Origin of the sequence: Pantoea sp. RIT413, assembly GCF_003057675.2 — a bacterium.
GTDB classification, from domain to species: domain Bacteria; phylum Pseudomonadota; class Gammaproteobacteria; order Enterobacterales; family Enterobacteriaceae; genus Pantoea; species Pantoea eucrina.
The window spans coordinates 714,372-736,967 of record NZ_QBJB02000001.1; the positions used below are offsets into that span (position 1 = coordinate 714,372).

The following is a 22,596-nucleotide window of genomic DNA, read 5'->3' on the forward strand; positions in this document are numbered from 1 at the left end:
AACTTCTTTCAGGGTTCCTGTAAAGTTTTCCTGACGGCAGTGGCAGGTGTCCAGATAACTCCAATGAGGGTAATAAATAATGATGAAGCGCAACATTCTTGCAGTGGTTATCCCTGCTCTGTTAGCTGCCGGTGCAGCAAATGCAGCAGAAATCTATAACAAAGATGGCAACAAACTGGACCTCTACGGAAAAGTTGACGCACGCCACACATTCTCTGACGACGCTGGCAACGATGGCGACGCCTCTTATGTGCGCTTTGGTTTCAAGGGTGAAACGCAGATTACCGACCAGCTGACCGGCTACGGCCAGTGGGAATACAACATCCAGGCAAACGTTGCTGAATCTCAGGGTACCTCAGGTTCCAAAACCCGTCTGGGCTTTGCCGGTCTGAAATTTGGCGACTACGGCTCATTCGACTACGGTCGTAACTACGGTGTAGGCTACGATCCACTGGCGTGGACCGACGTTCTGCCAGTATTCGGCGGCGACTCTGGCCGTTCTGACAACTTTATGCTGGGTCGTTCTAACGGTCTGGCGACCTACCGCAACAGCAACTTCTTTGGCCTGGTTGATGGCCTGGCGTTCGCTGCTCAGTATCAGGGTAAAAACGACGAAGCTGATACCGGACGTGATATTAGTAATGCGAACGGCGACGGCTGGGGTACTTCTTTAACCTATACCTCTGAGATCGGCGTAGGCATCTCTGCTGCGTATACCTCTTCTGACCGTACCAACGGCCAGCAGGCTAACTTCTACGGTAACGGCAGCGAGAAAGCTGACGCCTGGTCAACCGCGCTGAAATATGACGCGAACAACGTGTACCTGGCTGCGATGTACGGTGAGAGCCGTAACTCAACCTGGATCAGTACTTCTGTTGCTACTCCAGCTGGCGACCTTGATCGTGCAGGCGCAGTAAACAAAGAGCAGAAGTTTGAAGCCGTTGCTCAGTACCAGTTCGACTTCGGTCTGCGTCCTTCCCTGGCTTACGTCCAGTCTAAAGGCAAGGACATCGAGACCTGGGGCGATCAGGACCTGTATAAGTACGTTTCAGTGGGTACTTACTACTACTTCAACAAAAACATGTCTACCTATGTTGACTACCAAATCAACCTGATGGATGAAAATGACTTTACCCGCGCAGCTGGCATCACTACTGATGACACCGTTGGCGTAGGCCTGGTTTACCAGTTCTGATCCTGCGGATCAGCACGGTTTAACCACGTAAAACGGAGCCTGATGGCTCCGTTTTTCTTTTCAGTGATCCACCTCGCAATTAGCAGTGCTTATATCCGCCACCGGCACAATTCTTTTTGAGATGGGCGGTTGGCAAGCCCCGCGTCTGACGTTAACCTGATAGCTCATTTCGCTAAAGTTCACCCAAACGGAACTGACTCATGTTTGAATCTATCTCTGCCGCACCTGCCGACCCTATTCTGGGGCTGGCCGATCTGTTTCGCGCTGATGACCGTCCGCATAAAATTAATCTGGGCATTGGCGTATACAAAGATGAAACCGGAAAAACGCCGGTGCTGACCAGCGTGAAAAAAGCTGAGCAGTATCTGCTGGAAAATGAGACGACCAAAAACTATCTGAGCATTGACGGCCTGCCCGATTTTGCCCGCTGCACTCAGGCGCTGCTGTTTGGCAACGACAGCCCGCTTATCGCCGCAGGCCGCGCCTGCACGGCGCAGACGCCAGGCGGCACCGGTGCCCTGCGCGTGGCGGCGGATTTTCTCGCCACGCAGACCAGCGTTAAACGCGTCTGGGTAAGCAATCCAAGCTGGCCAAACCATAAAAACGTGTTTAACGCTGCCGGCCTCGAGGTGTGTGAATATCAGTACTACGACGCCGCAAACCACACGCTCGATTTCGACGGCATGCTGGCAGCGCTGCAGCAGGCGCAGGCGGGCGACGTGGTGCTGTTCCACGGCTGCTGCCATAACCCGACCGGCATCGACCCGACGCGCGAGCAGTGGCAACAGCTCGCAACGCTGTCACAGGAAAAGGGCTGGCTGCCGCTGTTTGACTTCGCCTATCAGGGTTTTGCACGCGGTCTGGACGAAGATGCTGAAGGCCTGCGCATTTTTGCCGCAGCCCACCAGGAGCTGCTGGTTGCCAGCTCCTACTCTAAGAACTTTGGTCTCTATAACGAGCGCGTCGGCGCCCTGACGCTGGTAGCGGCCAGCAGCGACGCGGCTAAAACCGCGTTCAGCCAGGTGAAATACAGCATCCGTGCCAACTACTCCAATCCGCCGTCGCACGGCGCTGCCGTTGTCGCCACTATCCTCAGCAATGAGGCGCTGCGGACTATCTGGGTACAGGAGCTGACCGATATGCGTCAGCGTATTCAGCGTATGCGTCAGCTGTTTGTGAACACGCTGGCAGAAAAAGGCGCGCGCCAGGATTTCAGCTTCATCATCAAACAGAACGGCATGTTCTCATTCAGCGGCCTGACCAAAGATCAGGTCGTGCGTCTGCGTGATGAATTCGGCGTGTACGCGGTAAACTCAGGTCGCGTTAACGTGGCAGGCATGACGCCGGATAATATGTCGGCGCTGTGTGAAGCGATAGTCGCAGTACTCTAAGCGAAATGCGTGAACAGGCGGCGGGTGAGGCTATCACCCGCCGCTTTTTTTATGGCTACTGCAGGAAAGGATTAGTCAGACGCTCACGTCCCAGCGTGGATACCGGCCCGTGCCCGGGTACAAACGCAATGTCGTCGCCCAGCGGCAGCAGTTTGGTTTTGATGGCGTTGATCAGATCGCTGTGGCTGCCCTGCGGGAAGTCGGTGCGCCCGACGCCGCCGCTAAAGATCACGTCTCCTGAGATAAGCAGCTTTCCGGCGCGATCGAAAAAGACAATGTGCCCCGGGGTATGACCCGGACAGTGCAGCACCTCCAGCGCCACGTTGCCCAGCTCTACCACATCACCCTCTTCCAGCCAGCGATCCGGCGTCAGCGGTGCACACTCCGGCAGCCCAAACATCCGGCTCTGCGTGGGCAGATTATCGAGCCAGACTTTGTCCAGCTGATGCGGGCCGGTCACCGGTATCTGGAAATGGGCCGCCAGCTCAGCCGCCGCGCCGGCATGGTCGAGGTGGCCGTGCGTCAGCAAAATCTGCGACGGCTTCAGGCCGCGCTCCGCCAGCGCCGCTTTGATGGTTTCCGCATCGCCGCCAGGATCGACCAGGGCTGCAATGCCCGTATCTTCATCCCAGATAGCTGAACAGTTTTGCGAAAAGGCGGTAACCGGAATAATGTGATAATTCATAACGCTCCATGACCGGCACACGCAGCGCTGCCGGCGTCAGGACCAGTGCCTTGCAGGCCCGGTATCTATGTGTACGAAGTTGCTGCGTGGATAATATCCTACACCACCCGCGCGCATAGATAACGCCGCTTTACGCACGTTACTCAGGGCAATGCCCTCAATATGGAAATCCATCGCCTGGCCTTTGGTGTGGTAGCTATGCTTCGCCACGCCAGGGCCCGATTCGCGCAGCATGTTGTTGGTCGACAGCGTACGATAACCTGAGATGAGCTGTACCGGTTTACGGGTATCCAGCAGCGCCTGCAGGCGGTAGAGCTGATCAAACAGATGGGGATCGATACTTTTCACTTTATTTGCGCGGTAGTCGCGGAAAAAGTGATTAAGACGCGCCAGTTCGTCGCGATCGTAGCTTTTACCGTTGAAAAACTCGGTTTTGAGGGTTTCACCGGTATGCATGTTGTTGAGCGTCAGAATACGCGGACGTGAGGTCGACACAGAGGCCAGCGCTGAGCCGGGGAGCAGGGAGAGGCCTGCTGCTGCGCCGCCAAGCAGCAGTAAGCGGCGGCGCTGAGAATCGATATTAGCCATGAAACGAGGTTACCTGAATAAAACACATTGAATGTGTAAAAAGTACACAAGGCCGCACAGTAACGGCAGCATGGATATCAGTCAACCCGGAATCTGTCTCAGAATGTGCAAAACCCGACCAGAAGCAAATTTCTGGCCGGATTTCAGGGGCGTTTCGCTTATCAACAATCTGGCGAAAATCAGCACGCTACAGCAGGAGCTGTCCTGCCCGGGCCAGCACCTGGCTGCCGGAGCGCGCCGTATTATCATAATTGTAAATATCTGTACGATATTGCGCCTGCCCGTCATCGCTGACCCAGGCGGTCAGATAGTACAGATTGACCGGGATACGATGCCGAATCGGCACATAGCGCGTGTCACCCTGCTTCAGCGTGCTGGAAATACGGCTGTCGTTCCAGCCAGCATCCTGCAGCAGCAGGTTAGCCAGATCGGAGGCTTTATTTACGCGTACGCAGCCGGAGCTGAGTGCGCGAATATCGCGCTGAAACAGGCCGTGGTTTGGCGTATCGTGCAGATAGATGGCGTCTGAACTGGGCATATTAAACTTATAACGTCCCAGTGAATTGGTGGCGCCCGGTGCCTGACGGATGCGATACGGGAAGCTGGCAGCAGAAACCATCTGCCAGTTGATCATCGTCGGGTCGATCACTTCAGCGTCAGCGCTCCAGCCTGACAGCAGCGTATAGCCGTGCCGGTAGAGATAACCAGGATCCTGTTTCACCTTCGGCACAATATCCTGACGCACCAGCGTGGTTGGCACGTTCCACGGCGGATTGAGCACCACGTTGTTGAGCGCGCTGCGCATCAGCGGCGTTTTGCGATCGGGCCGTCCGACAATAACCCGCGATGAGAGCACCGTGCTGCCGTTGTTATAGTAGGTCAGCGAATAGTTGGGAATATTCACCATTATCCCGTTATGCATATCATCCGGCAGCAGCCGCAGACGCTGAATGTTCAGCGCCAGCAGTGAGGCGCGCATCTGCGGTGAGACATTCAGCCACTCGCGGGTGCGCGGGCCAATTGCGCCGTCATCCGCCAGCCCCTGCCAGTGCTGAAAGCGCTTCACGCCCTCAACCAGCGCAGTGTCATAGATATTGCCGGCTGCAGAAGGCGATCCGGCCAGTATATTTCCTGCCGGCTGCGGCGTCGGGGCCGGGAGATTGGTGACGCTGGTGGCGGAAGGACTTACTGCCACCGGCTGGCTTTCAGCAACCGGCACGGCACCCGCCGGCACCGCATCTTCATCCGGTGCAGGCGTAGTGGCGTGTTCAGAGGCGGTCAGCATACCGGTGCGCTGAAGAATTTCCCGCAGCGCCGGCACATCATCGCTGACCTGCCCCGGACGCAGCGTCGCTTTGTCACGCAGCTGCGGCCAGGGACGATTATCCGTCAGCAGCGTTTTCAGCGCCGCATGCATCGGCTGATACTGCGGATGCTGCGGCTGCAGTGAGAGCACAAACGCGCGGCTGCCGCCAGCGTTGACCGCGTTTTGCCACTGATTGATCGCTGACAGCGACGGCATGGTAAGCCGGTAGGGCACGTTACTGTAAAGCCAGGTTTCGCCCTGCGCCGGTACGCCCGCCACAAACTGCAGATAACCCAGCATGGCATCGCTCAGCACCACGTCACGCGCAAAACCTTTAATATCGGGATCGGTCAGTCGCTCAACCCAGCGGCTGAACTGCGGCTGCACGCCTGAAAGGGCTACCTCAGCCAGCTGCTGCTGAAACGCCTGTACCGCATCGCGGTCCTGCCAGAGCGGCGCCATCCCGCGGGCTGCATAGAGACCCGCCAGGCCCGGCAGGTAAAAAGGGCGATCGCTGGCGCTGAACGCCTGCAGGATCTGCTGCTGGCTGGCCGCCACCGAGGTCGTGCCGTGCCCGCTGGCTGTCATGCTGGCGGTCTGTGCTGCGGCCAGCGGCGCGCCTGCCAGTACCATACTGAACACCAGCGCCACGCGATTAAATCTGAACGTTTTACTCAGCAACATCCCTGCCCCCTGTTACCTGAGACGCAGCCTGCCCTGTGCGCTGCGTACAACCTGACTTTCATGATGAGTATATAAAGAAAAAACGGCATTCGCCTCTCAGGGCCAATGCCGTTTACAGATTAACGCTGGTTGCGCGGTTTAACCAGACAGGCGCTTAGCTATTTTGCGTTTCCAGCCCCTGCTCGCTTTGCGCCGTTTTTACCGGTGCCGGATCGGCGGAAAAACCACGCAGGCCCACCACGTGCACATGCTCCGTATTGTTAAATACTTTACGAACCAGTTTATAAGTGGTGCCTTTTTCCGGACTGATATTTTCCGGCGCGGCGATCACCAGCTGCATCTCCAGACGCTCGCAGAGTTCAAACAGCGTCGCGATTGAGCGGGCATCCAGACGCGCCGCTTCATCAAGGAACAGCAGACGGCACGGTGAGATATCTTTGCCGCGCAGACGACGCGACTCCTCTTCCCAGCTCTGCACCACCATCACCAGAATTGACATCCCGGTACCAATCGCCTCGCCGGTTGAGAGCGCCCCGCTTTCCGCGCGCAGCCAGCCGTCGGAGCCGCGATTTACTTCAACTTCCATTTCCAGATAGTTGCGGTAATCCAGCAGCTCCTCACCGATGGTCTGCGGCGTACGCTGGCCCATATCAATCTGCGGGTTAAGACGCTGATAAAGTTTGGCCAGCGCTTCCGAGAATGTCAGCCGGTTACTGGTAAAGAGATCCTGATGCTGTTCGTGCTCTTCGGAGAGCGTATCCAGCAGCGTGGCGTGTGTCTCACGCACGTTGACGTTAAGCCGTACGCTCTTCACCTGACCAAAACTCACCGTCTGCAGCCCCTGGTTCAGCTGCCGGATGCGGTTCTGTTCGCGCTGAATAGTCTTGCGAATAATATTGGCCGCACTGCGTGAGCTGATCGCCAGCGTCTGCTCACGCGCCGTCAGCTCTTCAGTCAGACGGTTCAGCTCAATCTCCATCTGCTCAATCGCCTCGACCGGATCGTCAGTGCGGATAATATCCTGACGGATACGCTCGCGCAGATGCTGATAAACGGCGATAAAGAACTGAATTTTACGCTCCGGGCGCTTGGGATCTTCCGACATGCGCAGAACATCACGCAGATGCTCATTATCCGCCACCGCAAGGCGCAGCGCGCCCAGGGCTTTATCGGACATTGAGCGCAGCTCGTCACCGCTCATATAGGCCAGCTCGCGCCGGTGCAGCCGTCGTTCCACGCCGTTGTCTTTCACCAGACGCAGTACGGAGCACCAGCCCGCCTTGGCACTGACCACCTGCTCACGCAGGATGCGATAATCGCGCTCCAGCTTACGCAGCTTTTTCTGCAGGCTGTCCATTTCTGCTTCGCAGAACGTCAGCTGTTTCTCCAGCTGGTTACGCCGCGCCCGGTTATGGCTGAGCGCGGTATAGAGTTCATCGCGCCGGATACGCGCCCGCTCTTCCGCGCTGGCATCGGCGTGAACGCCGATATCCTGCATCTCCTGCTGCAGCTCTTTCAGCATGTCGCGTTTGGCATCGTGCGAACTGCGCAGCGAGGCCAGCACCTGCGAGTACTGCGTCAGCTGCGCCTGATGTTCACGCAGGCGTTCGCGAGCGCGGCTGCGCTCGCCTTCAGCCTGCTCCAGGCGCTGCCGCAGCTTATCAGAGAGATCGCTGTTGCCGGTCAGCATTCCGGCTGAATCGGCATAGCTGAAGTGGGCGCGGCGCTGCACCACTTCCGTCAGCGCAAACGCCTGCTGGCGCGCGCTGAGCTGCTGCGCCTGCGCCTGCTGATAGTCGCGCTGCAGCTGATCGTGCTGCTGCGGATCGTTCTGCAGCACCGCCACCAGCGACTCCAGCTTGCTGAGTTTGCTGCCGTGCTGGTGCAGGAAGCGCGCCGCCTCCTGCGCCTCTTCCACCCGCTCACGGATCTCTTCGCAGCGATCCGGCAGGGTGTCATCCAGCAGCAGATTTACGCGCGGCAGCAGGCGGTTAAGCTGAGCGACGCCGTCGCGCGCCTGTTCAAACTGCGCACGCTGCTGCTGATTATTACTCTCATGCTGCGCCAGCCCGCGCTCCAGCTCACTGCGCCGGCCGTTAAGCTGACGGATTTGCGCTTCCGGATCCTCATCAAACGCCACCGCCAGATGGCTGCCGATAAAGCGGCTGAAAGACTGATGCAGACGCTGCGTTTTCTGTACGTCAAATGAGAGCGTCGCGTAGCGTTCTGCCAGCCTGTCGCGTTCGATGCCCAGCAGCTCAAGCTGATTTTCACGTGCGGCGCGGCCAAACAGCGGCACCTTAGGAAAACGCGAATAGCGCCACTGACGCTCGGCGACTTTGACCACGACAGCTTTATCCAGCTCATCTACGCTGAAGACGCTGTCATCAAAGGATTGCGGATCGCCCTCAATCAGATAGAGATCTTCCGGGCACTCTTCCAGCCCTTCAAGCTGTTCGCGTATCAGAGACAGATCCGGCACCACAATGGCGTGGCGGGAAGGCCCATAGAGCGCGGAAAAATAGGGTGCATCATCCAGCGTGACATCGTCATAAATTTCGGAGAGCAGCACGCCGCCAAAGCGTTCTGCCAGCTGCGTGAGGCGCGCATCTTCTGCGCCGCCTGGCTGGCTGAGGCGTTCAATCTGCTGCTCAACGTCGCGTTTACGCGCCGCAATTTCATCTCGCTCTACGGTGGTTTCACGCTCGCGCTCCAGCAGCAGCTGCATAAAGGCGGTCACCTGCTGACTGCTGCTCAGCTGCTCACCGGTCTGTTCGCTCAGCTGCGTCAGGATCTCCTGAGCGGCCAGCCAGTGCGGTGCGCGTGACGTCAGCGTTGCGATACGTTCGCGCAGCTGTTCCAGCTCCTGACGCATCTGCATGCGCTGTTCACCGGCATCGGCAACGGTGGCGCTGAGCTGCTCAATCTGCGCTTCCAGCTCGCGCTGCAGCCCTTCCAGCGCGTCTGCTTCATAGTGCTGGCCCTGACGTTTACAGAACTCTGCCAGCAGGCGTTCAGCCTCATGCTGCTCGCGCAGGCGACCTTCTGATTCGTTAAGACGCAGCCGCAGTGACGCCAGCTGATCGGCATAGTGACGCTGATTCGCGGCGTCGCGCAGCAGCTGGCGGCCCACCTGCCAGGCGTCCTGACGGCTGACCTCACCGGCAATGCTGGTCACCAGCGCCAGCGCCTGCTCAAACTGGCTGTGTGCGGCTTCCGCCATGCTCAGTTTCTGCTCCAGCCGCAGCAGCTGGCCGGTCGCCTCTTCGTCGCGTGCCTGGAACGTCTCCAGCCAGTCAGCGGCGTTATCAATCGTCAGATCCGGCAGCTGGCAGCGCGTACGGGCTTTCTCCAGCGCCTGCAGCGCCTGCTGATACTGAATAGAGCGCGTCTGCTGAACATCCAGCGCCTGCTGGAAATCGGCCAGCTGACTTTTCAGCTCATCCACTTCAATTTCAGCGGCTTCGGCGCGCGCCTCATTCTCTTCCTGGATCTCACGCGCTTCAGCTACGACCTCATTCTGCTCTTCCAGCCGGTAGCTCAGCTCTTCGAGATCGGCATCATAACGCGCGATTTTCTCCTGCTGGCGCATTGCGGTCTGCACCAGATTAAGATGATCGCTGGCCGCCTGATAATCGATCTCCAGATCGCTTTCAGCGGCGCTGTGCTCAGCCAGCTCACGCGCCATTTCCACGTGACGATACTGCTCCGACACCAGCTGGTTGCGGCTGCTGAACAGCTCATTGCGCAGCTGCAGCGCCGCGTCCAGATGTACCCGCCGTTCGTTTGCATGACGCATATAATCAGCGGAGACGTAGCTGGTCGCCTCAGAGATCAGATGCTTGAACAGATCGCGATCGGACTGCGTCACGCGAATCGCTTCCAGCGTCATGCGGTTCTCACGCAGTGCCGCTTCCATATCCTGAAACGCTTTACGCACGCCGCCGTTTTCCGGCAGCAGATAGTCGCGCAGCGAACGGGTGATGGCGCTGGAAATACCGCCGTAGAGCGACGCCTCAATCAGCCGGTAGAATTTACTACGATCGCTGGCTGAACGCAGGCGACGCGGCACCACGCCGAGTTCAAACAGCATGGCGTGATAGTCAGTAATGGAGCTGTACTGGCGGAACTGCACGCCTTGCTGTGCTTCAACGCGATCTTTAACCTCTGTCAGCGGCAGTACACGCGCCTGACGGCTGTTAAGGATCTCGGTCAGCATGTCCGTGGGCAGCGCATCTGCGGGCAGGCCATGAATACTGAAGGGTTTGATATCCACTTTCTTATCGCGCCCGGCCACCTGCTGCAGACGCACCCCGACTACAACGCGCTGATGGCGTGAGTTGACGACATCCAGCACTGAATAGCAGACGCCAGCGCGCAGTTTACCGTGAAGACCCTTGTCGCGGGAGCCTGACGTGGCGCCTGCTTCCGTTGTATTACGGAAGTGCAGCAGGGTTAAATCGGGGATCATCGCCGTAACAAAAGCGGCCATGGTGGTGGATTTACCGGCACCGTTACCGCCTGAAAGCGTGGTGACCAGTTCATCGAGATCAAAGGTGCGGGCAAAAAAGCCATTCCAGTTGATCAGTGTCAGCGAACGAAACTTACCGCGTTCAATCATACCTGCTTCTCCTCCGCGTTATCAGTCGCATCACCGCTCTCTGAATGTTCACTCTCCTGCTCCGCCTCATCGGCTGTGGCAGAAACGGCAGCCTCTTCGGGTGTCATCGCTTCACCCACGCGGATCAGGCGCAGCTGCGCTTCACGCGGATCGTCGCCGCTGCGCACGTCAGCACCAAAGCGAAAGACTGATTCCATAATGCGAAATTTGCTGCTGTCGTTACCCATAAACCACACCATTCCCAGGCGGCGCAGACGGCTCAGTGAGGCGCGCATCTTCTCCTGCAGGCGGGTGCGATCGAGATCGGAACCGGTTGAGCGCTGATTGACCAGCTTAAGCAGCTTGTGTTCATCCGCCAGCGACAGCAGCTCATCATAGAGCTCCTGCTGGGTAAAAATACCCTCGTTTGCCAGACGCTCCGGGCTCAGATAGAGGTAGCAGAGAATTTTGCCTACCATCATATCCAGCTCAGAGAGCACCGAGCGTGGGATCAGCGTGGTTGAGCGCGGCCGCAGGTAGAAAAAGCCTTCTGGTGCGCGGATCAGCTCCACGTTATAGCGGGCATAAAACTCTTCAAGATAGGTTTGGTAGTCCATCAGAAAAGCGTGATTATCCAGCTCTTCAATACCGATATGCCGGCCCGCGCGCAGCTGACTGTCGAGCGCCGGAAAAAGGGGATTGGCCAGCGCCAGTGCCAGTTTAACCGGCATCACTTGTTCAATATTTGTCGATGACATGCGCCTGCACCTTGGCTCCGTAATCATTAATGGTCTGCCATTCTGCTGGCAAACCGGCTAAATCTGCTTCAGCAACGCCCAGCCGCACCGCCTGATCGATCACGATACGCGCCAGATCGAAATGGCGCGCGCGCGGATATTGCGCCAGGTATTCGCGCATGACGGTGGCAAGGTGCAGCGGTTTTTGCTCGCGACGATACACAGCCAGCGCCTCTTCAATCATGGCGGCCAGCTGCTCGCGGATCTCGTTAAACTCTTCATACTCCATTTCCGGCGGAAGCTCGCCCATGACCTCATCGTTACGCAGCGTCATCTCTTCATCGCGCATATCGAGCAAACGGTCAGCGCTGGCGTAAGTCAGCATCCACGGCTGATCAAAATAGTTCTGTACCGACTGACGCAGCCGCTGTGCAAAGACCCGGTTCTTATCCATATCAATCGCGGTACGGATAAACTTGTGTACATGACGGTCATAGCCGATCCACAGATCAATCGCCTGCTGGCCCCAGCTGATAATGCGATCGAGTTTGTTCTGCAGGTCATAAACCAGTTTGTCGACGAAACCGAGATCGGGACTGCTCAGCGTGGCATCCTGAATGCGCAGCAGGTTAGCCTGCAGCTTATCCCCCGCCGCTTCCAGCGTATCCTGCAGTTCACGCAGCGTGCCGGAGGTCTCAGAGAGCAGCAGTTCACAGCTGGAGATCGCGGCGCGCCAGTCTTTGTTGAGCAGCGCGGCGATATCATTTTTTACCGTCTGCTGCTGCTCATCCATCAGGCGCTGCGTCATATCGATGCTGTCAAAAATCTCAGCAACCGAATATTTCAGCGGAGCAAATACGTTGCGGTGCCAGTGAAACTCATCGCCATCTTCTTCAGCGGCGTCAGCAGCGCGCTTCAGCTCCTGACCCACAATTGAGAGCTGCATTGAGAGGCGCAGCGTGGAGAATTCGCGCTGGCGGATATAGTAGTCGGTGATGCCAATTCCCAGCGGCGTCAGGCGGTAGATAGCGTGCCCTTCAGACACCTCGCTGGTAAACCGGTTAAGCAGTCGCTGCCGTACCAGGTCGTTAATCGCATTGTTCGCACGCACCTGTACGGTTTCATGCGTCTGTTCAAACGCTTTGCTGACGTGACGAAAGGCGTCGGTCAGCTCACCTTCACTCATTTCACCGTCCATGCGCTCACCGTTAAGGGTAGCGATGGCCAGCAAAAAGGCCAGACGTTCTACCGGCAGCGCAAGCGAGAAATCGTTTTTGCGTGCCCAGGCCACCAGTTCTGGCACCGTCTGGGAAAAATCGCTCATAGTTGATCCTTTTACCTGGGTTTGCGCGCCGTCACATGGATATAACGCCCTAAGCTTAAAAAGGGCTCCTGACGACAGTAGCGCCGCTCCATTTCAATAATCTCTTCCACGCTCTTACCTGCACCGGGCTGCGGTTTCATGTAATCACTGAACACGCGAACACCGGTGCGCTGCTCAATCACAAAACCGCACTGCGTCAGCCACTGATAGACGTCCTGCGGTTCGCGCGGAAAATCGGGCGACAGGGTACGCTTTTTGCGTTTGGTCATATTGGCGCGCAGGTAGCCGAAATTACCCAGCGTAAGCGTGCGAAACGTCAGCCCGTGCGCGTTGTAAAACATCAGCGACAGCACACCGCCTGGTTTCAGCGTCTGCCACAGCGCCTGCAGCACGGCCAGCGGATCGGCCACCCACTCCAGTACCGCGTGAAACAATACCAGATCGACTGGCGTATCCAAATGCTCGCCTACCTGCTGAGCGCTGACTTGCCGGAACTGCATATTGTGGCTGACGCCGGTTTCCCGTGCGTGGTCCGCCGCCAGTTTCAGCATTTCACCGGAGAGATCGCAGAGCGTGACCTGATGCCCGCGGGCAGCGAGTCCGCTGGAGATTTGCCCCACGCCGCCGCCAGCATCCAGCACAGAGAGCGGTCCGGCAGGCAGTGACGGCAGCAGCGCCTCCAGCTCATCCCACAGAATGGCCTGACGCACCAGCCCTTTGCGGGTGCCGTAAATGTTTTGCGAGAATTTATCCGCCAGATCGTCGAAATTACGATCCTGCATGGTGTGCGCTCCGGTTTGCGGCAGTTAACTTGTGCTATTTTGTCACAGGCTCACCAGGAATGAACCTTTCACGCTGCAGTAACTGTCTGGCTGCTGTTTTTTCAGACAAAAGGAGTAAAAAAGGATGTTATTTGCCTTAAAAAAAGTCATTGGCGGCTTGCTTCTGCCTTTGCCGCTGCTGTTACTGCTGATGGCAGCCGGACTTTTGCTGCTCTGGCTGACGCGCTGGCAAAAAAGCGCCAAAGTTTTACTCTCCGTCAGCTGGCTGCTGCTGCTGCTGCTGAGCCTGCAGCCGGTGGCCGACCGCCTGCTGCTGCCGCTGGAAAACCGCTACCCGACGTGGAACGGTACAACGCCGGTGGCCTGGATTGTGGTGCTGGGCGGCGGTTATACCTGGAACCCGGACTGGGCGCCCGGCTCTAACCTGATTGGTAACAGCCTGCCGCGCGTGACGGAGGGCGTAAGGCAGTGGCGACGCAACCCGCAGGCCAAAATGATTTTTACCGGTGCGGCGGCAGGCCAGAATCCGCGCAGCAACGCCGCGGTTGCCGCTGACGTCGCGATGAGCCTCGGCGTACCGCATAGCGCCATCATTACGCTTGATTCGCCGAAAGATACCGCTGAAGAGGCGCAGGCGGTAAAACAGATGACGGGCAATAGCGCATTTCTGCTGGTCACCTCCGCCAATCATCTGCCGCGTGCGATGGCTTTTTTTCACCACGCCGGACTGGCACCGATCCCCGCGCCCGCCAATCAGATGGCGATCGTCTCGCCGCTTAACGGCTGGGAGCGTGCGCTGCCCTCGCCACTCTGGCTGAGCCACAGTGAACGGGCTATCTATGAGACGCTGGGACAGATCTGGCAGCATCTGCGCGGTCAGTCGGGCAGCCGTGACGACGCTGCGCCCTGATGTCAGAAACAGAAAGTGTCAGACAGAGCCAGCGGCGTTGCGCCTGCTGGCCTGACAGAGAGAGTTAACGCTGCATCGCCGCGCGTACGCGCGCCAGATCTTCTGGTGTATCCACGCCCACGCTCGGGATAGTTGTGGCAACTGCCACATGAATTTTTTCGCCATACCAGAGCACGCGCAGCTGCTCCAGTAGCTCAATCTGCTCCAGCGCGCAGGGTTGCCAGGCGACATAGCGGCGAATAAAGCCGGCGCGGTAGGCATAAATACCGATATGCCTCAGCAGCGTATCTCCCGCCTGCTCGCGCGACTGCGCATAGCGCTCGCGATCCCAGGGAATGGTGGCCCGCGAGAAATAGAGCGCGTAGCCCTGCCGGTCGGTTACCACTTTAACCGCGTTCGGATTAAACGCCTCATCGGCATCAGCGATCGGCACCGCCAGCGTGGCCATGCCAGCCTCTGCCGCGGCGAGATTGTCCGCCACCTGACGCACGATACCGGCCGGGATCATCGGCTCATCGCCCTGCACGTTGACAATGATAGTGTCATCGTCAAAGTTGCAGGCTTCAATGACTTCAGCCAGCCGCTCGGTGCCGGACTGATGATCGGCCCGCGTCATACAGACTTCACCGCCGGCCGCAGTTACTGCTGCAGCGACTTCGGGGTGATCGGTTGCGACGATTACGCGATCGGCTCCCGACTCCCGCGCACGCTCCATGACGTGCACGACCATGGGCTTACCGTGGATATCGACCAGCGGTTTACCCGGCAGACGCGTCGAAGCGTAGCGCGCCGGAATGATAGCAACAAAACTCATGGATGGATCTCTTCAGCCGTCAGCGTTCGCGCCTCGGTTTCCAGCAGCACCGGAATGCCATCCCGCACCGGGAATGCCAGTCCGTCAGGTTTGCAGATAAGCTCCTGCTGCGCCTTGTTGAAGTAGAGTTTTCCGTTACAAACCGGACAGGCCACAATCTCAAGTAAACGGTGATCCATACTTTTCTCCTTTCAGGATCGGGGTCAGTTAGTCAGCATACCATAGCGGTTGCCAGACTCTATTACGCGCCGCGGGCCAGCCGGGTGATATCGTCGAGCAGCGGTGCCACTGCCGCACCGGAAAGCTGCGCCTCTACCGGCAGATACCACCAGTTGTCGCGCGCAAACTTACGGCACTTCACCGCATCTTTCTCCGTCATCAGCAGACATTGTCCGCTCAGCGTCAGGCCGGCAAGCTCCGGCTCGCTGTAAGCGTGATGATCGGCAAACGCGATTTCCGCTACCGTTTTAATGCCCTGCTGCTGCAGCGTGGTGAAAAAGCGCGGCGGATGGCCAATACCGGCCATCGCCACAATATCTGGCAGCGCACTGAGCGCAGCGGTTTCGCCCGATAGCAGGTTAACCGCCCGACCCGGCTGCAGCGTCATGGCAATTTCCGGACTGGTGGCATTGCCACCATTAACGATCACTGCATCCACCTGCTGCAGCCGGTGCGCACGCTCCCGCATAGGCCCGGCGGGTAACCACCAGCCGTTGCCAAAGCGGCGCACGCCATCCACCACCACAATTTCGCGATCGCGCTGCAATGCATAGTGCTGCAGTCCATCATCCGTGATGATGATGTCCAGCGAATGCGCCGCCAGCAGCGCTTCGATAGCCTGACGGCGCCGGGGCGCCACGGCAACCGGTACGCCGGTGCGTTGTGCAATCAGCACGGGTTCATCCCCTGCCTCGGCCGTTGAGGTTTCCCCGGTCACCAGCAGCGGATAGTGTGCCGCTTTCCCCCCGTAGCCGCGTGACACCACGCCCGGACGCAGCCCGCGCGCCTGCAGCGCTTCTGTCAGCCAGATCACCACCGGCGTCTTACCGTTGCCGCCTGCCGTCAGGTTACCGACCACCACCACCGGACACGGTGCCCGCCAGCTCTGCTGCCAGCCACGCTGATAGCTCAGGCGAATCAGCCAGGTGATAGCACCATACAGCAGGCTAAGCGGCCACAGCAGCAGCCACAGCGGCGAGCGCCCGCTCCAGATGCGTTCAATCATTGACCGAACTGTAACTTATGCAGCTGTGCATAAGCCCCTTTCTCCGCCAGCAGCAGTTCATGCGTACCGCGTTCAACAATACGGCCATCCTCGACCACAACAATCTCATCTGCTTTTTCAATGGTAGAGAGACGGTGTGCGATCACCAGCGAGGTCCGGTTTTTCTGCAGCTCATCCAGCGCCGACTGAATGGCGCGTTCTGACTCCGTATCCAGCGCAGATGTCGCCTCATCCAGAATCAGAATCGGGCAGTCGCGCAGCAGCGCGCGCGCAATCGCAATACGCTGGCGCTGACCACCGGAGAGCAGTACGCCGTTTTCACCGATAACCGTATCCAGGCCTTTATCCATTTTGTTAATGAAATCCATAGCGTGCGCCATGGTGGCGGCCTGTTCAATCTGTGCCCGGCTATAGTCACCGTTACGCGCATAAGCGATGTTATTGGCGATGGTGTCATTAAACAGATGCACATTCTGCGATACCAGCGCTACCTGATTACGCAATGAGCGCAGGGTATATTCACGCAGATCGTGCCCATCCAGCAGAATTTCGCCGGAATCGATATCATAAAAGCGCGTCAGCAGGCTGGCCATGGTCGATTTGCCCGAGCCGGAGCGGCCGACCAGTGCAACCGTTTTACCCGCCGGCAGCGTCAGGTTAATATCGCGCAGCGCCGGGATCTCACGCCCCGGATAGGTAAAGGTCACGTTGCGAAACTCAACGTCGCCTTTAGCCCGTTCAACCGTGCGCGTGCCGTTATCCACTTCCTGCTCACTGTCGAGGATGGAGAACAGCGTCTGGCAGGCTGCCATACCGCGCTGAAACTGGGCGTTAACGTTAGTCAGCGATTTCAGCGGACGCATCAGGGCAATCATGGAAGAGAAGACCACGGTAATGGTACCGGCGGTCAGCGTTTCCATCACGCTGGGGAAGCTGGCGGCATAGAGTACAAACGCCAGCGCCAGTGAAGCGATAAGCTGGATCACCGGATCGGAGATGGAAGAGGCAGAAACCAGTTTCATCCCCTGCTGACGCATTTTATTGCTGACCTGAGAGAAACGTTCCGCTTCCACTTCCTGACCGCCAAAAATCAGCACTTCTTTGTGCCCTTTCAGCATCTGTTCTGCGCTGGTGGTGACCTGTCCCATGGTGTTCTGCATGTTTCGGCTGATGTTGCGGAAGCGCTTTGAAACGGTGCGGATAGCGAACGAGACCAGCGGTGCCAGCAGGATCAAAATCAGTGAGAGCTGCCAGCTGTAGTAGAACATCATGATAAACAGGCCGATGATCGAGGCGCCCTCGCGCACCACGGTTACCAGAGCACTGGATGAGGAGGAGGCCACCTGTTCTGAGTCATAGGTAATACGCGACAGTAGCGTGCCGGTAGACTGCTGATCAAAGAACGCCACCGGCATTCCCATCATGTGTCCGAACAGACGACGACGCATGTTCATCACCACATTACCTGACACCCAAGAGATGCAGTAGCTGGAGATATAGCTGGTGACGCCACGTATCAGCATCAGGCCCATGACAGCCAGCGGCATCCACAGCAGAACAGATTTGTCCGCTTTACCGAAACCATCATCCAGTAAAGGTTTCAACAGGGAGAGCATTAGGGTGTCGCCTGCCGCATTCAGCACCAGTGCCACGGCGGAGACGATAAGGCCAGCCTTGTGCGGCGCAATCATTGGCCAGAGCCGGCGGAATGTCTGCCAGGTTGAGAGATCTTTGTCTTGATGCATTATTTATTCACGCTGTTTGAAATAGCCGCTCATTCTACCTGGAATCATCTTTTACGCCAAACCACTGATGATACCAGCGCGGCTTTATTTGCTCGCGCAGCCCCTGCATCTGCCAGCGGCCCTGGCTGACACGAATGCGAACCTGCCCCGAGCGTGCGGTATCTGCCCAGCGATAGCCCTGCTCCTGGTAACGCTTTACCACTGAGCGGGCGGGCATACGCCAGGCGTTATAGCGCGCCACAGAAGCCACCGCCGCTTCGCCCGCTATATGCCGGAGAAACAGGGGCGTAGAGGAGGTCCGGCTGCCGTGGTGCGGCACCTGAAGCAGTGTAGCCTGCAACTGACCCTTTTCCAGCGCTGCCAGTTTGCGTTCCCCCGCCTGCTCCAGATCGCCAGTCAGCAGCAAACTGACCTGGCCATCATCCACCCGCACCACGCACGAATCATTATTGTGCCCCGCTACCGGCAGTGCTGGCGGCCACAGGGCGGTAAAACGCAGCCGCCCCCACTGCCACTGCTGGCCACGCACACAAGGCAGATGGCCGGGTTCTCCCAGCGCGCTGCGGATCGCCGGCGCCGGGCGGGCACGTAGCAGCGCGTTCAGCCCGCCACGGTGATCGAGATGCCGGTGACTCAGTATGACGCCCTGCAGCGTGCGTCCGGTGTAGTTCAGCCAGGGCAAAATCGTGCGCTCGCCGGCATCGCCCTGCTGCCACGCCGGCCCGGTGTCATACAGTACCACCTCCCTTCCCTGCGTGATCGCAACCGCCAGACCATGACCAATATCGAGAAAATCGATTTGCCAGTCGCTCTGCTGCGCGTCAGTGCGCCCCAGCAGCAGTGCCAGCAGCAGGCTGGCGAAACGGACCGACGTACGGGCAATCAGCCCGCTGCGCCACAACAGCAATCCGCCCCAGACCACTATGACAGCGGGCAGCGTCTGATGCAGGCTCAGCCAGCCGGCGGGCAGCCACTGGAGCGCCTGCACCAGATAGTCCACTGAACGATCGGCTAACCACCACAGCGGCTGTGCCGCCTGTTGCAGTGGCACCAGCAGCGCCAGCAGCAGCAGCGGCACCGTAATAAATGAGATAACCGGCACGGCCAGCAGGTTGGCCAGCAGCGCAGTCAGGCTGATGCCCTGAAACAGAAAGATCTGCAGCGGCGCCATCAGAATCATCATGCCGAGCTGCAGGTGCAGTAGCTGCAGCGGCAGCCAGCGACGTTGCGTACGATAAGGATATGGCAGGGCAAACCAGCTGAACCAGATAATCAGCATCGCTACCGCCAGGGCCGAGAGCCAGAAGCTCTCCGACAGGACCGCCAGCGGATCAAACAGAAGCAGTGTGCCCACGCACAGCAGCCAGATTTGCCAGGCGCTGAGCTGCCAGCCCGCTGCGCGTATAGCGCTCCAGAGCGTCAGCGCGAGCATGGCCCGCTGCGCGGGCGCATGGCTGCCGGCGATCCAGCAGTAGAGAGCAGCGGTCAGCCAGCTGACGATCAGCGGAAATCGCCAGCTGATATAGCGGGCAGGTAACGCAAACTGTATCGCACGCGCCAGCAGCCAGCCACCAGTGGCCGCCAGCGCAATGTGCATTCCGGAAATGGCCATCAGGTGCGCGGTGCCGGTATCGCGCAGAAGCTGTCGCAGCGGCGCCAGCATCTGCGATCGATCGCCAAAAGCCAGCGCCTGCAGAATTGCCGGCTGCTTAAGCTCCGCGAGCGCGGCCTGATAGCGAGCCACCAGGGTTGCCCGCAGGCTGCAGCGTTCTGACATCTGCTGCTGATGCATGATACGCCCCTGCAGCGGCATATGATTTGCAACCCGCACGCGCTGCAGATCGTATCCGCCTTCATTCAGGCGACCATGTACTGCCCGCAGCCGCAGCCGCATGTGCCAGCGCTGCCCTGCGCACCAGTTTTCTGTGTTATTTACATTACTGATTTGTACAAACAGCGGCGGAAACTGCAGCCGCCCGTCAACGCGGATAAGCCTGACCAGCAGCAGGTTTTGCCGGGTGTCGACCGCGCTGACGCTGACCATGGCGTCGACCGGCCGTCGGGTGAGCAGCTCCATCGCATTCAGCAGGCTGCGCGCTTCACCCTGTGCCCAGCACGCCACCAGCAGCGCTATCCCTGCCAGCACGGCAGCTTTATGCGACCAATGCAGTAAAAAAATAGCGATGAGAGTCAGTACGGCCAGCGTGATGCCGGATGGGATCTGCGGCAGCAGCAGCAGAGGCAGGGTGGCAAGAATGGCGATACCTGCGCCAGTGGTCCATGTAATGTGCATATTTCTCTCCGTCAGACAGCACCATTGTGCGGCAGTCAGTGAGAGAAAAAAGCTTACGTCATATGGATTTGCGTCAGCGCGCCGGTACTTTTTCAGGTGCAGTGATAGGCATTACAGCGCGGCGGGATCGCGCTCGCAAATCACAGAGTGGCAGCAAAAAAAAACGACACCCGGAGGTGTCGCTTTATGGTTCGGTAACGGCTTAGCCGTAGATATTTGCACGGTCACGCAGTTCTTTGCCTGGTTTAAAGTGGGGAACGTATTTACCTTCCAGTTCCACTTTGTCACCCGTTTTCGGGTTACGACCAGTGCGCGGTGCGCGGTAGTGCAAAGAAAAGCTGCCGAATCCCCGGATTTCGATGCGCTCACCCTGTGCCAGCGTAGTGGCCATGTGCTCGAGCATCTCTTTGACCGCATCCTCAACGACTTTCGCCGGAATATGAGTATGCTGGCCAGCAAGTCTTTCAATCAGTTCTGACTTGGTCATGAATCCTCCGGTTAATCCCTGTTTGGAAAGGTATGACAGCTTTTACCGAAACCGGACGATATGACTATCGTCCGGTGCTTCGGGTCGATTACTCGCCTTTAGCCGCTTTGAACGCTTCAGCCATTGCGTTAGAGAAGTTGCTCTCATCCTGTTTGGTGTTAACAGTGTTGATAGCTTCTTTCTCGTCAGCCTGGTCTTTTGCACGTACAGACAGGCTCACAACGCGGTTCTTACGGTCAACGCCAGTGAATTTAGCTTCAACGTCGTCGCCTACGCTCAGAACCTGAGTCGCGTCTTCGATGCGATCCAGTGAAGCTTCAGAAGCGCGCAGGTAACCCTCTACGCCATCAGCTAATTCTACTGTAGCACCTTTCGCGTCAACTGCAGTGACTTTACCCGTCACGATAGCGCCTTTCTTGTTCAGGGTGATGTAGTTGTTGAATGGATCTTCAGCCAACTGCTTCACGCCCAGAGAGATGCGCTCGCGCTCTGCATCAACCTGCAGTACAACGGCAGCGATTTCGTCGCCTTTCTTGTACTCGCGTACGGCTTCTTCGCCGGTTGCGTTCCAGGAGATGTCAGACAGGTGAACCAGACCGTCGATGCCACCGTCCAGGCCGATGAAGATACCGAAGTCAGTGATTGACTTGATTTTACCTTCAACGCGATCGCCTTTGTTGTGGGTCTCTGCGAACTGCTGCCATGGGTTAGATTTGCACTGCTTCAGACCCAGGGAGATACGACGACGCTCTTCGTCGATGTCCAGAACCATAACTTCAACAACATCGCCCACGTTAACAACTTTAGATGGGTGAATGTTCTTGTTGGTCCAGTCCATTTCAGAAACGTGTACCAGACCTTCAACGCCCTCTTCGATTTCTACGAAGCAGCCGTAATCAGTCAGGTTGGTTACACGACCGGTCAGGCGGGTGCCTTCCGGATAGCGCTTAGCGATAGCAACCCATGGATCTTCGCCCAGCTGTTTCAGGCCCAGAGATACGCGGGTACGCTCGCGGTCGAACTTCAGCACTTTAACAGTGATTTCGTCGCCCACGTTGACAATTTCGCTTGGATGCTTAACGCGTTTCCATGCCATGTCGGTGATGTGCAGCAGGCCGTCAACGCCGCCCAGGTCAACGAATGCGCCGTAGTCAGTGAGGTTCTTAACGATACCTTTGACTTCCATGCCTTCCTGCAGGTTTTCCAGCAGCTGATCGCGCTCAGCGCTGTTTTCAGATTCGATAACGGCACGACGTGAAACCACGACGTTGTTACGTTTCTGATCAAGCTTGATTACTTTGAATTCAAGCTCTTTGCCTTCCAGATGCAGAGTATCGCGAACCGGACGCACGTCAACCAGTGAACCTGGCAGGAACGCACGAATACCGTTCAGCTCAACTGTGAAGCCACCTTTAACTTTGCCGTTGATAACACCGGTAACAGTTTCAGCGTCTTCGTAAGCTTTTTCCAGCGTGATCCAAGCTTCATGACGTTTAGCTTTCTCACGGGACAGCAGGGTTTCACCGAAGCCGTCTTCTACTGCGTCCAGAGCAACGTCAACTTCGTCGCCCACCTGGATTTCCAGTTCGCCAGCTGCGTTCTTGAACTGCTCTGCAGGAATTGCAGATTCAGATTTCAGACCCGCATCAACCAGCACGACGTCTTTGTCGATAGAGACAACAACGCCACGAACAATGGAACCCGGACGGGTTTCGATTTCTTTCAGGGACTCTTCAAAGAGTTGAGCAAAAGATTCAGTCATATTGATAATCTTAGGATTCTTCAATTTAACGTCCACCTGACGTCACTGTCGGATGGGGTTGTTTCACA

The 22,596-nt window shown here is 57.8% G+C and carries 17 protein-coding genes; 3 read left to right on the forward strand and 14 right to left on the reverse strand.

Annotated features, from left to right (window positions below; translation table 11 throughout):
- Window positions 1–79 precede the first annotated feature (79 nt).
- A complete protein-coding gene (gene ompC, locus DBY66_RS03365; RefSeq protein ID WP_108569208.1) occupies window positions 80–1,195 on the forward strand; it encodes a porin OmpC in 1,116 nt (371 codons plus the stop codon).
- A 200-nt stretch (window positions 1,196–1,395) separates the two neighbouring features.
- Window positions 1,396–2,586 carry an amino acid aminotransferase gene (locus DBY66_RS03370; protein ID WP_094111475.1) on the forward strand — a complete coding sequence of 397 codons (1,191 nt, stop codon included), beginning with the start codon at window positions 1,396–1,398 and terminating at the stop codon, window positions 2,584–2,586.
- A 55-nt stretch (window positions 2,587–2,641) separates the two neighbouring features.
- Here DBY66_RS03370 and DBY66_RS03375 read toward each other — a convergent pair whose 3' ends face one another.
- The 7 genes from DBY66_RS03375 to cmoM form a co-directional block, all read right to left on the reverse strand.
- A complete protein-coding gene (locus DBY66_RS03375; RefSeq protein ID WP_108569207.1) occupies window positions 2,642–3,271 on the reverse strand; it encodes an MBL fold metallo-hydrolase in 630 nt (209 codons plus the stop codon).
- A 36-nt stretch (window positions 3,272–3,307) separates the two neighbouring features.
- Window positions 3,308–3,859, reverse strand: a complete 552-nt coding sequence (locus DBY66_RS03380; RefSeq protein ID WP_108569206.1) for a YcbK family protein — start codon at window positions 3,857–3,859, stop codon at window positions 3,308–3,310.
- Window positions 3,860–4,046: 187 nt separating this feature from the next.
- Complete coding sequence (ldtD, locus tag DBY66_RS03385; RefSeq protein WP_108569205.1) at window positions 4,047–5,849, reverse strand: L,D-transpeptidase; 1,803 nt, start codon at window positions 5,847–5,849, stop codon at window positions 4,047–4,049.
- A 154-nt stretch (window positions 5,850–6,003) separates the two neighbouring features.
- Window positions 6,004–10,470, reverse strand: coding sequence for a chromosome partition protein MukB (gene mukB / locus DBY66_RS03390; protein ID WP_108569204.1), 4,467 nt, complete (start codon window positions 10,468–10,470; stop codon window positions 6,004–6,006).
- On the reverse strand, window positions 10,467–11,207 hold the full coding sequence (gene mukE / locus DBY66_RS03395) for a chromosome partition protein MukE (RefSeq protein WP_108569203.1): 741 nt from the start codon (window positions 11,205–11,207) through the stop codon (window positions 10,467–10,469). Before mukE ends, mukB begins: the two co-directional genes overlap by 4 nt.
- Window positions 11,188–12,510 (reverse strand): chromosome partition protein MukF, encoded by a 1,323-nt coding sequence (gene mukF, locus DBY66_RS03400; RefSeq protein WP_039383581.1) that lies wholly within the window; start codon window positions 12,508–12,510, stop codon window positions 11,188–11,190. Before mukF ends, mukE begins: the two co-directional genes overlap by 20 nt.
- An 11-nt stretch (window positions 12,511–12,521) precedes the next feature.
- Entirely contained in the window at window positions 12,522–13,292 is a 771-nt protein-coding gene (gene cmoM / locus DBY66_RS03405) for a tRNA uridine 5-oxyacetic acid(34) methyltransferase CmoM (protein ID WP_039383578.1), read from the reverse strand.
- 124 nt (window positions 13,293–13,416) lie between these two features.
- On the opposite strand from cmoM, the gene elyC reads away from it, so the two are divergent.
- On the forward strand, window positions 13,417–14,202 hold the full coding sequence (elyC, locus tag DBY66_RS03410) for an envelope biogenesis factor ElyC (protein WP_071668702.1): 786 nt from the start codon (window positions 13,417–13,419) through the stop codon (window positions 14,200–14,202).
- Window positions 14,203–14,266: 64 nt separating this feature from the next.
- Here the strand turns inward: elyC and kdsB are convergent, their stop codons facing one another.
- The 7 genes from kdsB to rpsA all read right to left on the reverse strand — a co-directional run bounded on the left by kdsB (window position 14,267) and on the right by rpsA (window position 22,528).
- Window positions 14,267–15,016: a 3-deoxy-manno-octulosonate cytidylyltransferase gene (gene kdsB / locus DBY66_RS03415; protein WP_104084729.1), complete on the reverse strand. Its 750-nt coding sequence runs from the start codon at window positions 15,014–15,016 to the stop codon at window positions 14,267–14,269.
- On the reverse strand, window positions 15,013–15,195 hold the full coding sequence (locus DBY66_RS03420) for a Trm112 family protein (RefSeq protein ID WP_039383570.1): 183 nt from the start codon (window positions 15,193–15,195) through the stop codon (window positions 15,013–15,015). The genes kdsB and DBY66_RS03420 overlap by 4 nt, the downstream gene beginning before the upstream one ends.
- A gap of 62 nt (window positions 15,196–15,257) precedes the next feature.
- A complete protein-coding gene (gene lpxK / locus DBY66_RS03425) occupies window positions 15,258–16,241 on the reverse strand; it encodes a tetraacyldisaccharide 4'-kinase (RefSeq protein ID WP_039383567.1) in 984 nt (327 codons plus the stop codon).
- The gene (msbA, locus tag DBY66_RS03430) at window positions 16,238–17,986 is read right to left on the reverse strand and encodes a lipid A ABC transporter ATP-binding protein/permease MsbA (RefSeq protein ID WP_039383565.1); all 1,749 of its coding nucleotides are present in this window, start codon (window positions 17,984–17,986) and stop codon (window positions 16,238–16,240) included. The genes lpxK and msbA overlap by 4 nt, the downstream gene beginning before the upstream one ends.
- A 34-nt stretch (window positions 17,987–18,020) precedes the next feature.
- Window positions 18,021–20,279 carry a DNA internalization-related competence protein ComEC/Rec2 gene (locus DBY66_RS03435; RefSeq protein WP_108569202.1) on the reverse strand — a complete coding sequence of 753 codons (2,259 nt, stop codon included), beginning with the start codon at window positions 20,277–20,279 and terminating at the stop codon, window positions 18,021–18,023.
- Window positions 20,280–20,481: 202 nt separating this feature from the next.
- Window positions 20,482–20,766, reverse strand: a complete 285-nt coding sequence (ihfB, locus tag DBY66_RS03440; protein ID WP_010618275.1) for an integration host factor subunit beta — start codon at window positions 20,764–20,766, stop codon at window positions 20,482–20,484.
- 88 nt (window positions 20,767–20,854) lie between these two features.
- Window positions 20,855–22,528 (reverse strand): 30S ribosomal protein S1, encoded by a 1,674-nt coding sequence (gene rpsA / locus DBY66_RS03445; RefSeq protein WP_052246478.1) that lies wholly within the window; start codon window positions 22,526–22,528, stop codon window positions 20,855–20,857.
- Between the last annotated feature and the right edge of the window lie 68 nt (window positions 22,529–22,596).

Excerpts from the sequence above, each read along its gene's own strand:
- ldtD (WP_108569205.1), bottom strand. The coding sequence starts at position 5,849 with ATGTTGCTGAGTAAAACGTTCAGATTTAATCGCGTGGCGCTGGTGTTC.
- DBY66_RS03420 (WP_039383570.1), bottom strand. The coding sequence starts at position 15,195 with ATGGATCACCGTTTACTTGAGATTGTGGCCTGTCCGGTTTGTAACGGA.
- rpsA (WP_052246478.1), bottom strand. The coding sequence starts at position 22,528 with ATGACTGAATCTTTTGCTCAACTCTTTGAAGAGTCCCTGAAAGAAATC.
- mukE (WP_108569203.1), bottom strand. The coding sequence starts at position 11,207 with ATGTCATCGACAAATATTGAACAAGTGATGCCGGTTAAACTGGCACTG.
- msbA (WP_039383565.1), bottom strand. The coding sequence starts at position 17,986 with ATGCATCAAGACAAAGATCTCTCAACCTGGCAGACATTCCGCCGGCTC.
- DBY66_RS03375 (WP_108569207.1), bottom strand. The coding sequence starts at position 3,271 with ATGAATTATCACATTATTCCGGTTACCGCCTTTTCGCAAAACTGTTCA.
- kdsB (WP_104084729.1), bottom strand. The coding sequence starts at position 15,016 with ATGAGTTTTGTTGCTATCATTCCGGCGCGCTACGCTTCGACGCGTCTG.
- DBY66_RS03370 (WP_094111475.1), top strand. The coding sequence starts at position 1,396 with ATGTTTGAATCTATCTCTGCCGCACCTGCCGACCCTATTCTGGGGCTG.
- mukF (WP_039383581.1), bottom strand. The coding sequence starts at position 12,510 with ATGAGCGATTTTTCCCAGACGGTGCCAGAACTGGTGGCCTGGGCACGC.
- lpxK (WP_039383567.1), bottom strand. The coding sequence starts at position 16,241 with ATGATTGAACGCATCTGGAGCGGGCGCTCGCCGCTGTGGCTGCTGCTG.
- ihfB (WP_010618275.1), bottom strand. The coding sequence starts at position 20,766 with ATGACCAAGTCAGAACTGATTGAAAGACTTGCTGGCCAGCATACTCAT.
- elyC (WP_071668702.1), top strand. The coding sequence starts at position 13,417 with ATGTTATTTGCCTTAAAAAAAGTCATTGGCGGCTTGCTTCTGCCTTTG.
- mukB (WP_108569204.1), bottom strand. The coding sequence starts at position 10,470 with ATGATTGAACGCGGTAAGTTTCGTTCGCTGACACTGATCAACTGGAAT.
- DBY66_RS03380 (WP_108569206.1), bottom strand. The coding sequence starts at position 3,859 with ATGGCTAATATCGATTCTCAGCGCCGCCGCTTACTGCTGCTTGGCGGC.
- ompC (WP_108569208.1), top strand. The coding sequence starts at position 80 with ATGATGAAGCGCAACATTCTTGCAGTGGTTATCCCTGCTCTGTTAGCT.
- DBY66_RS03435 (WP_108569202.1), bottom strand. The coding sequence starts at position 20,279 with ATGCACATTACATGGACCACTGGCGCAGGTATCGCCATTCTTGCCACC.
- cmoM (WP_039383578.1), bottom strand. The coding sequence starts at position 13,292 with ATGCAGGATCGTAATTTCGACGATCTGGCGGATAAATTCTCGCAAAAC.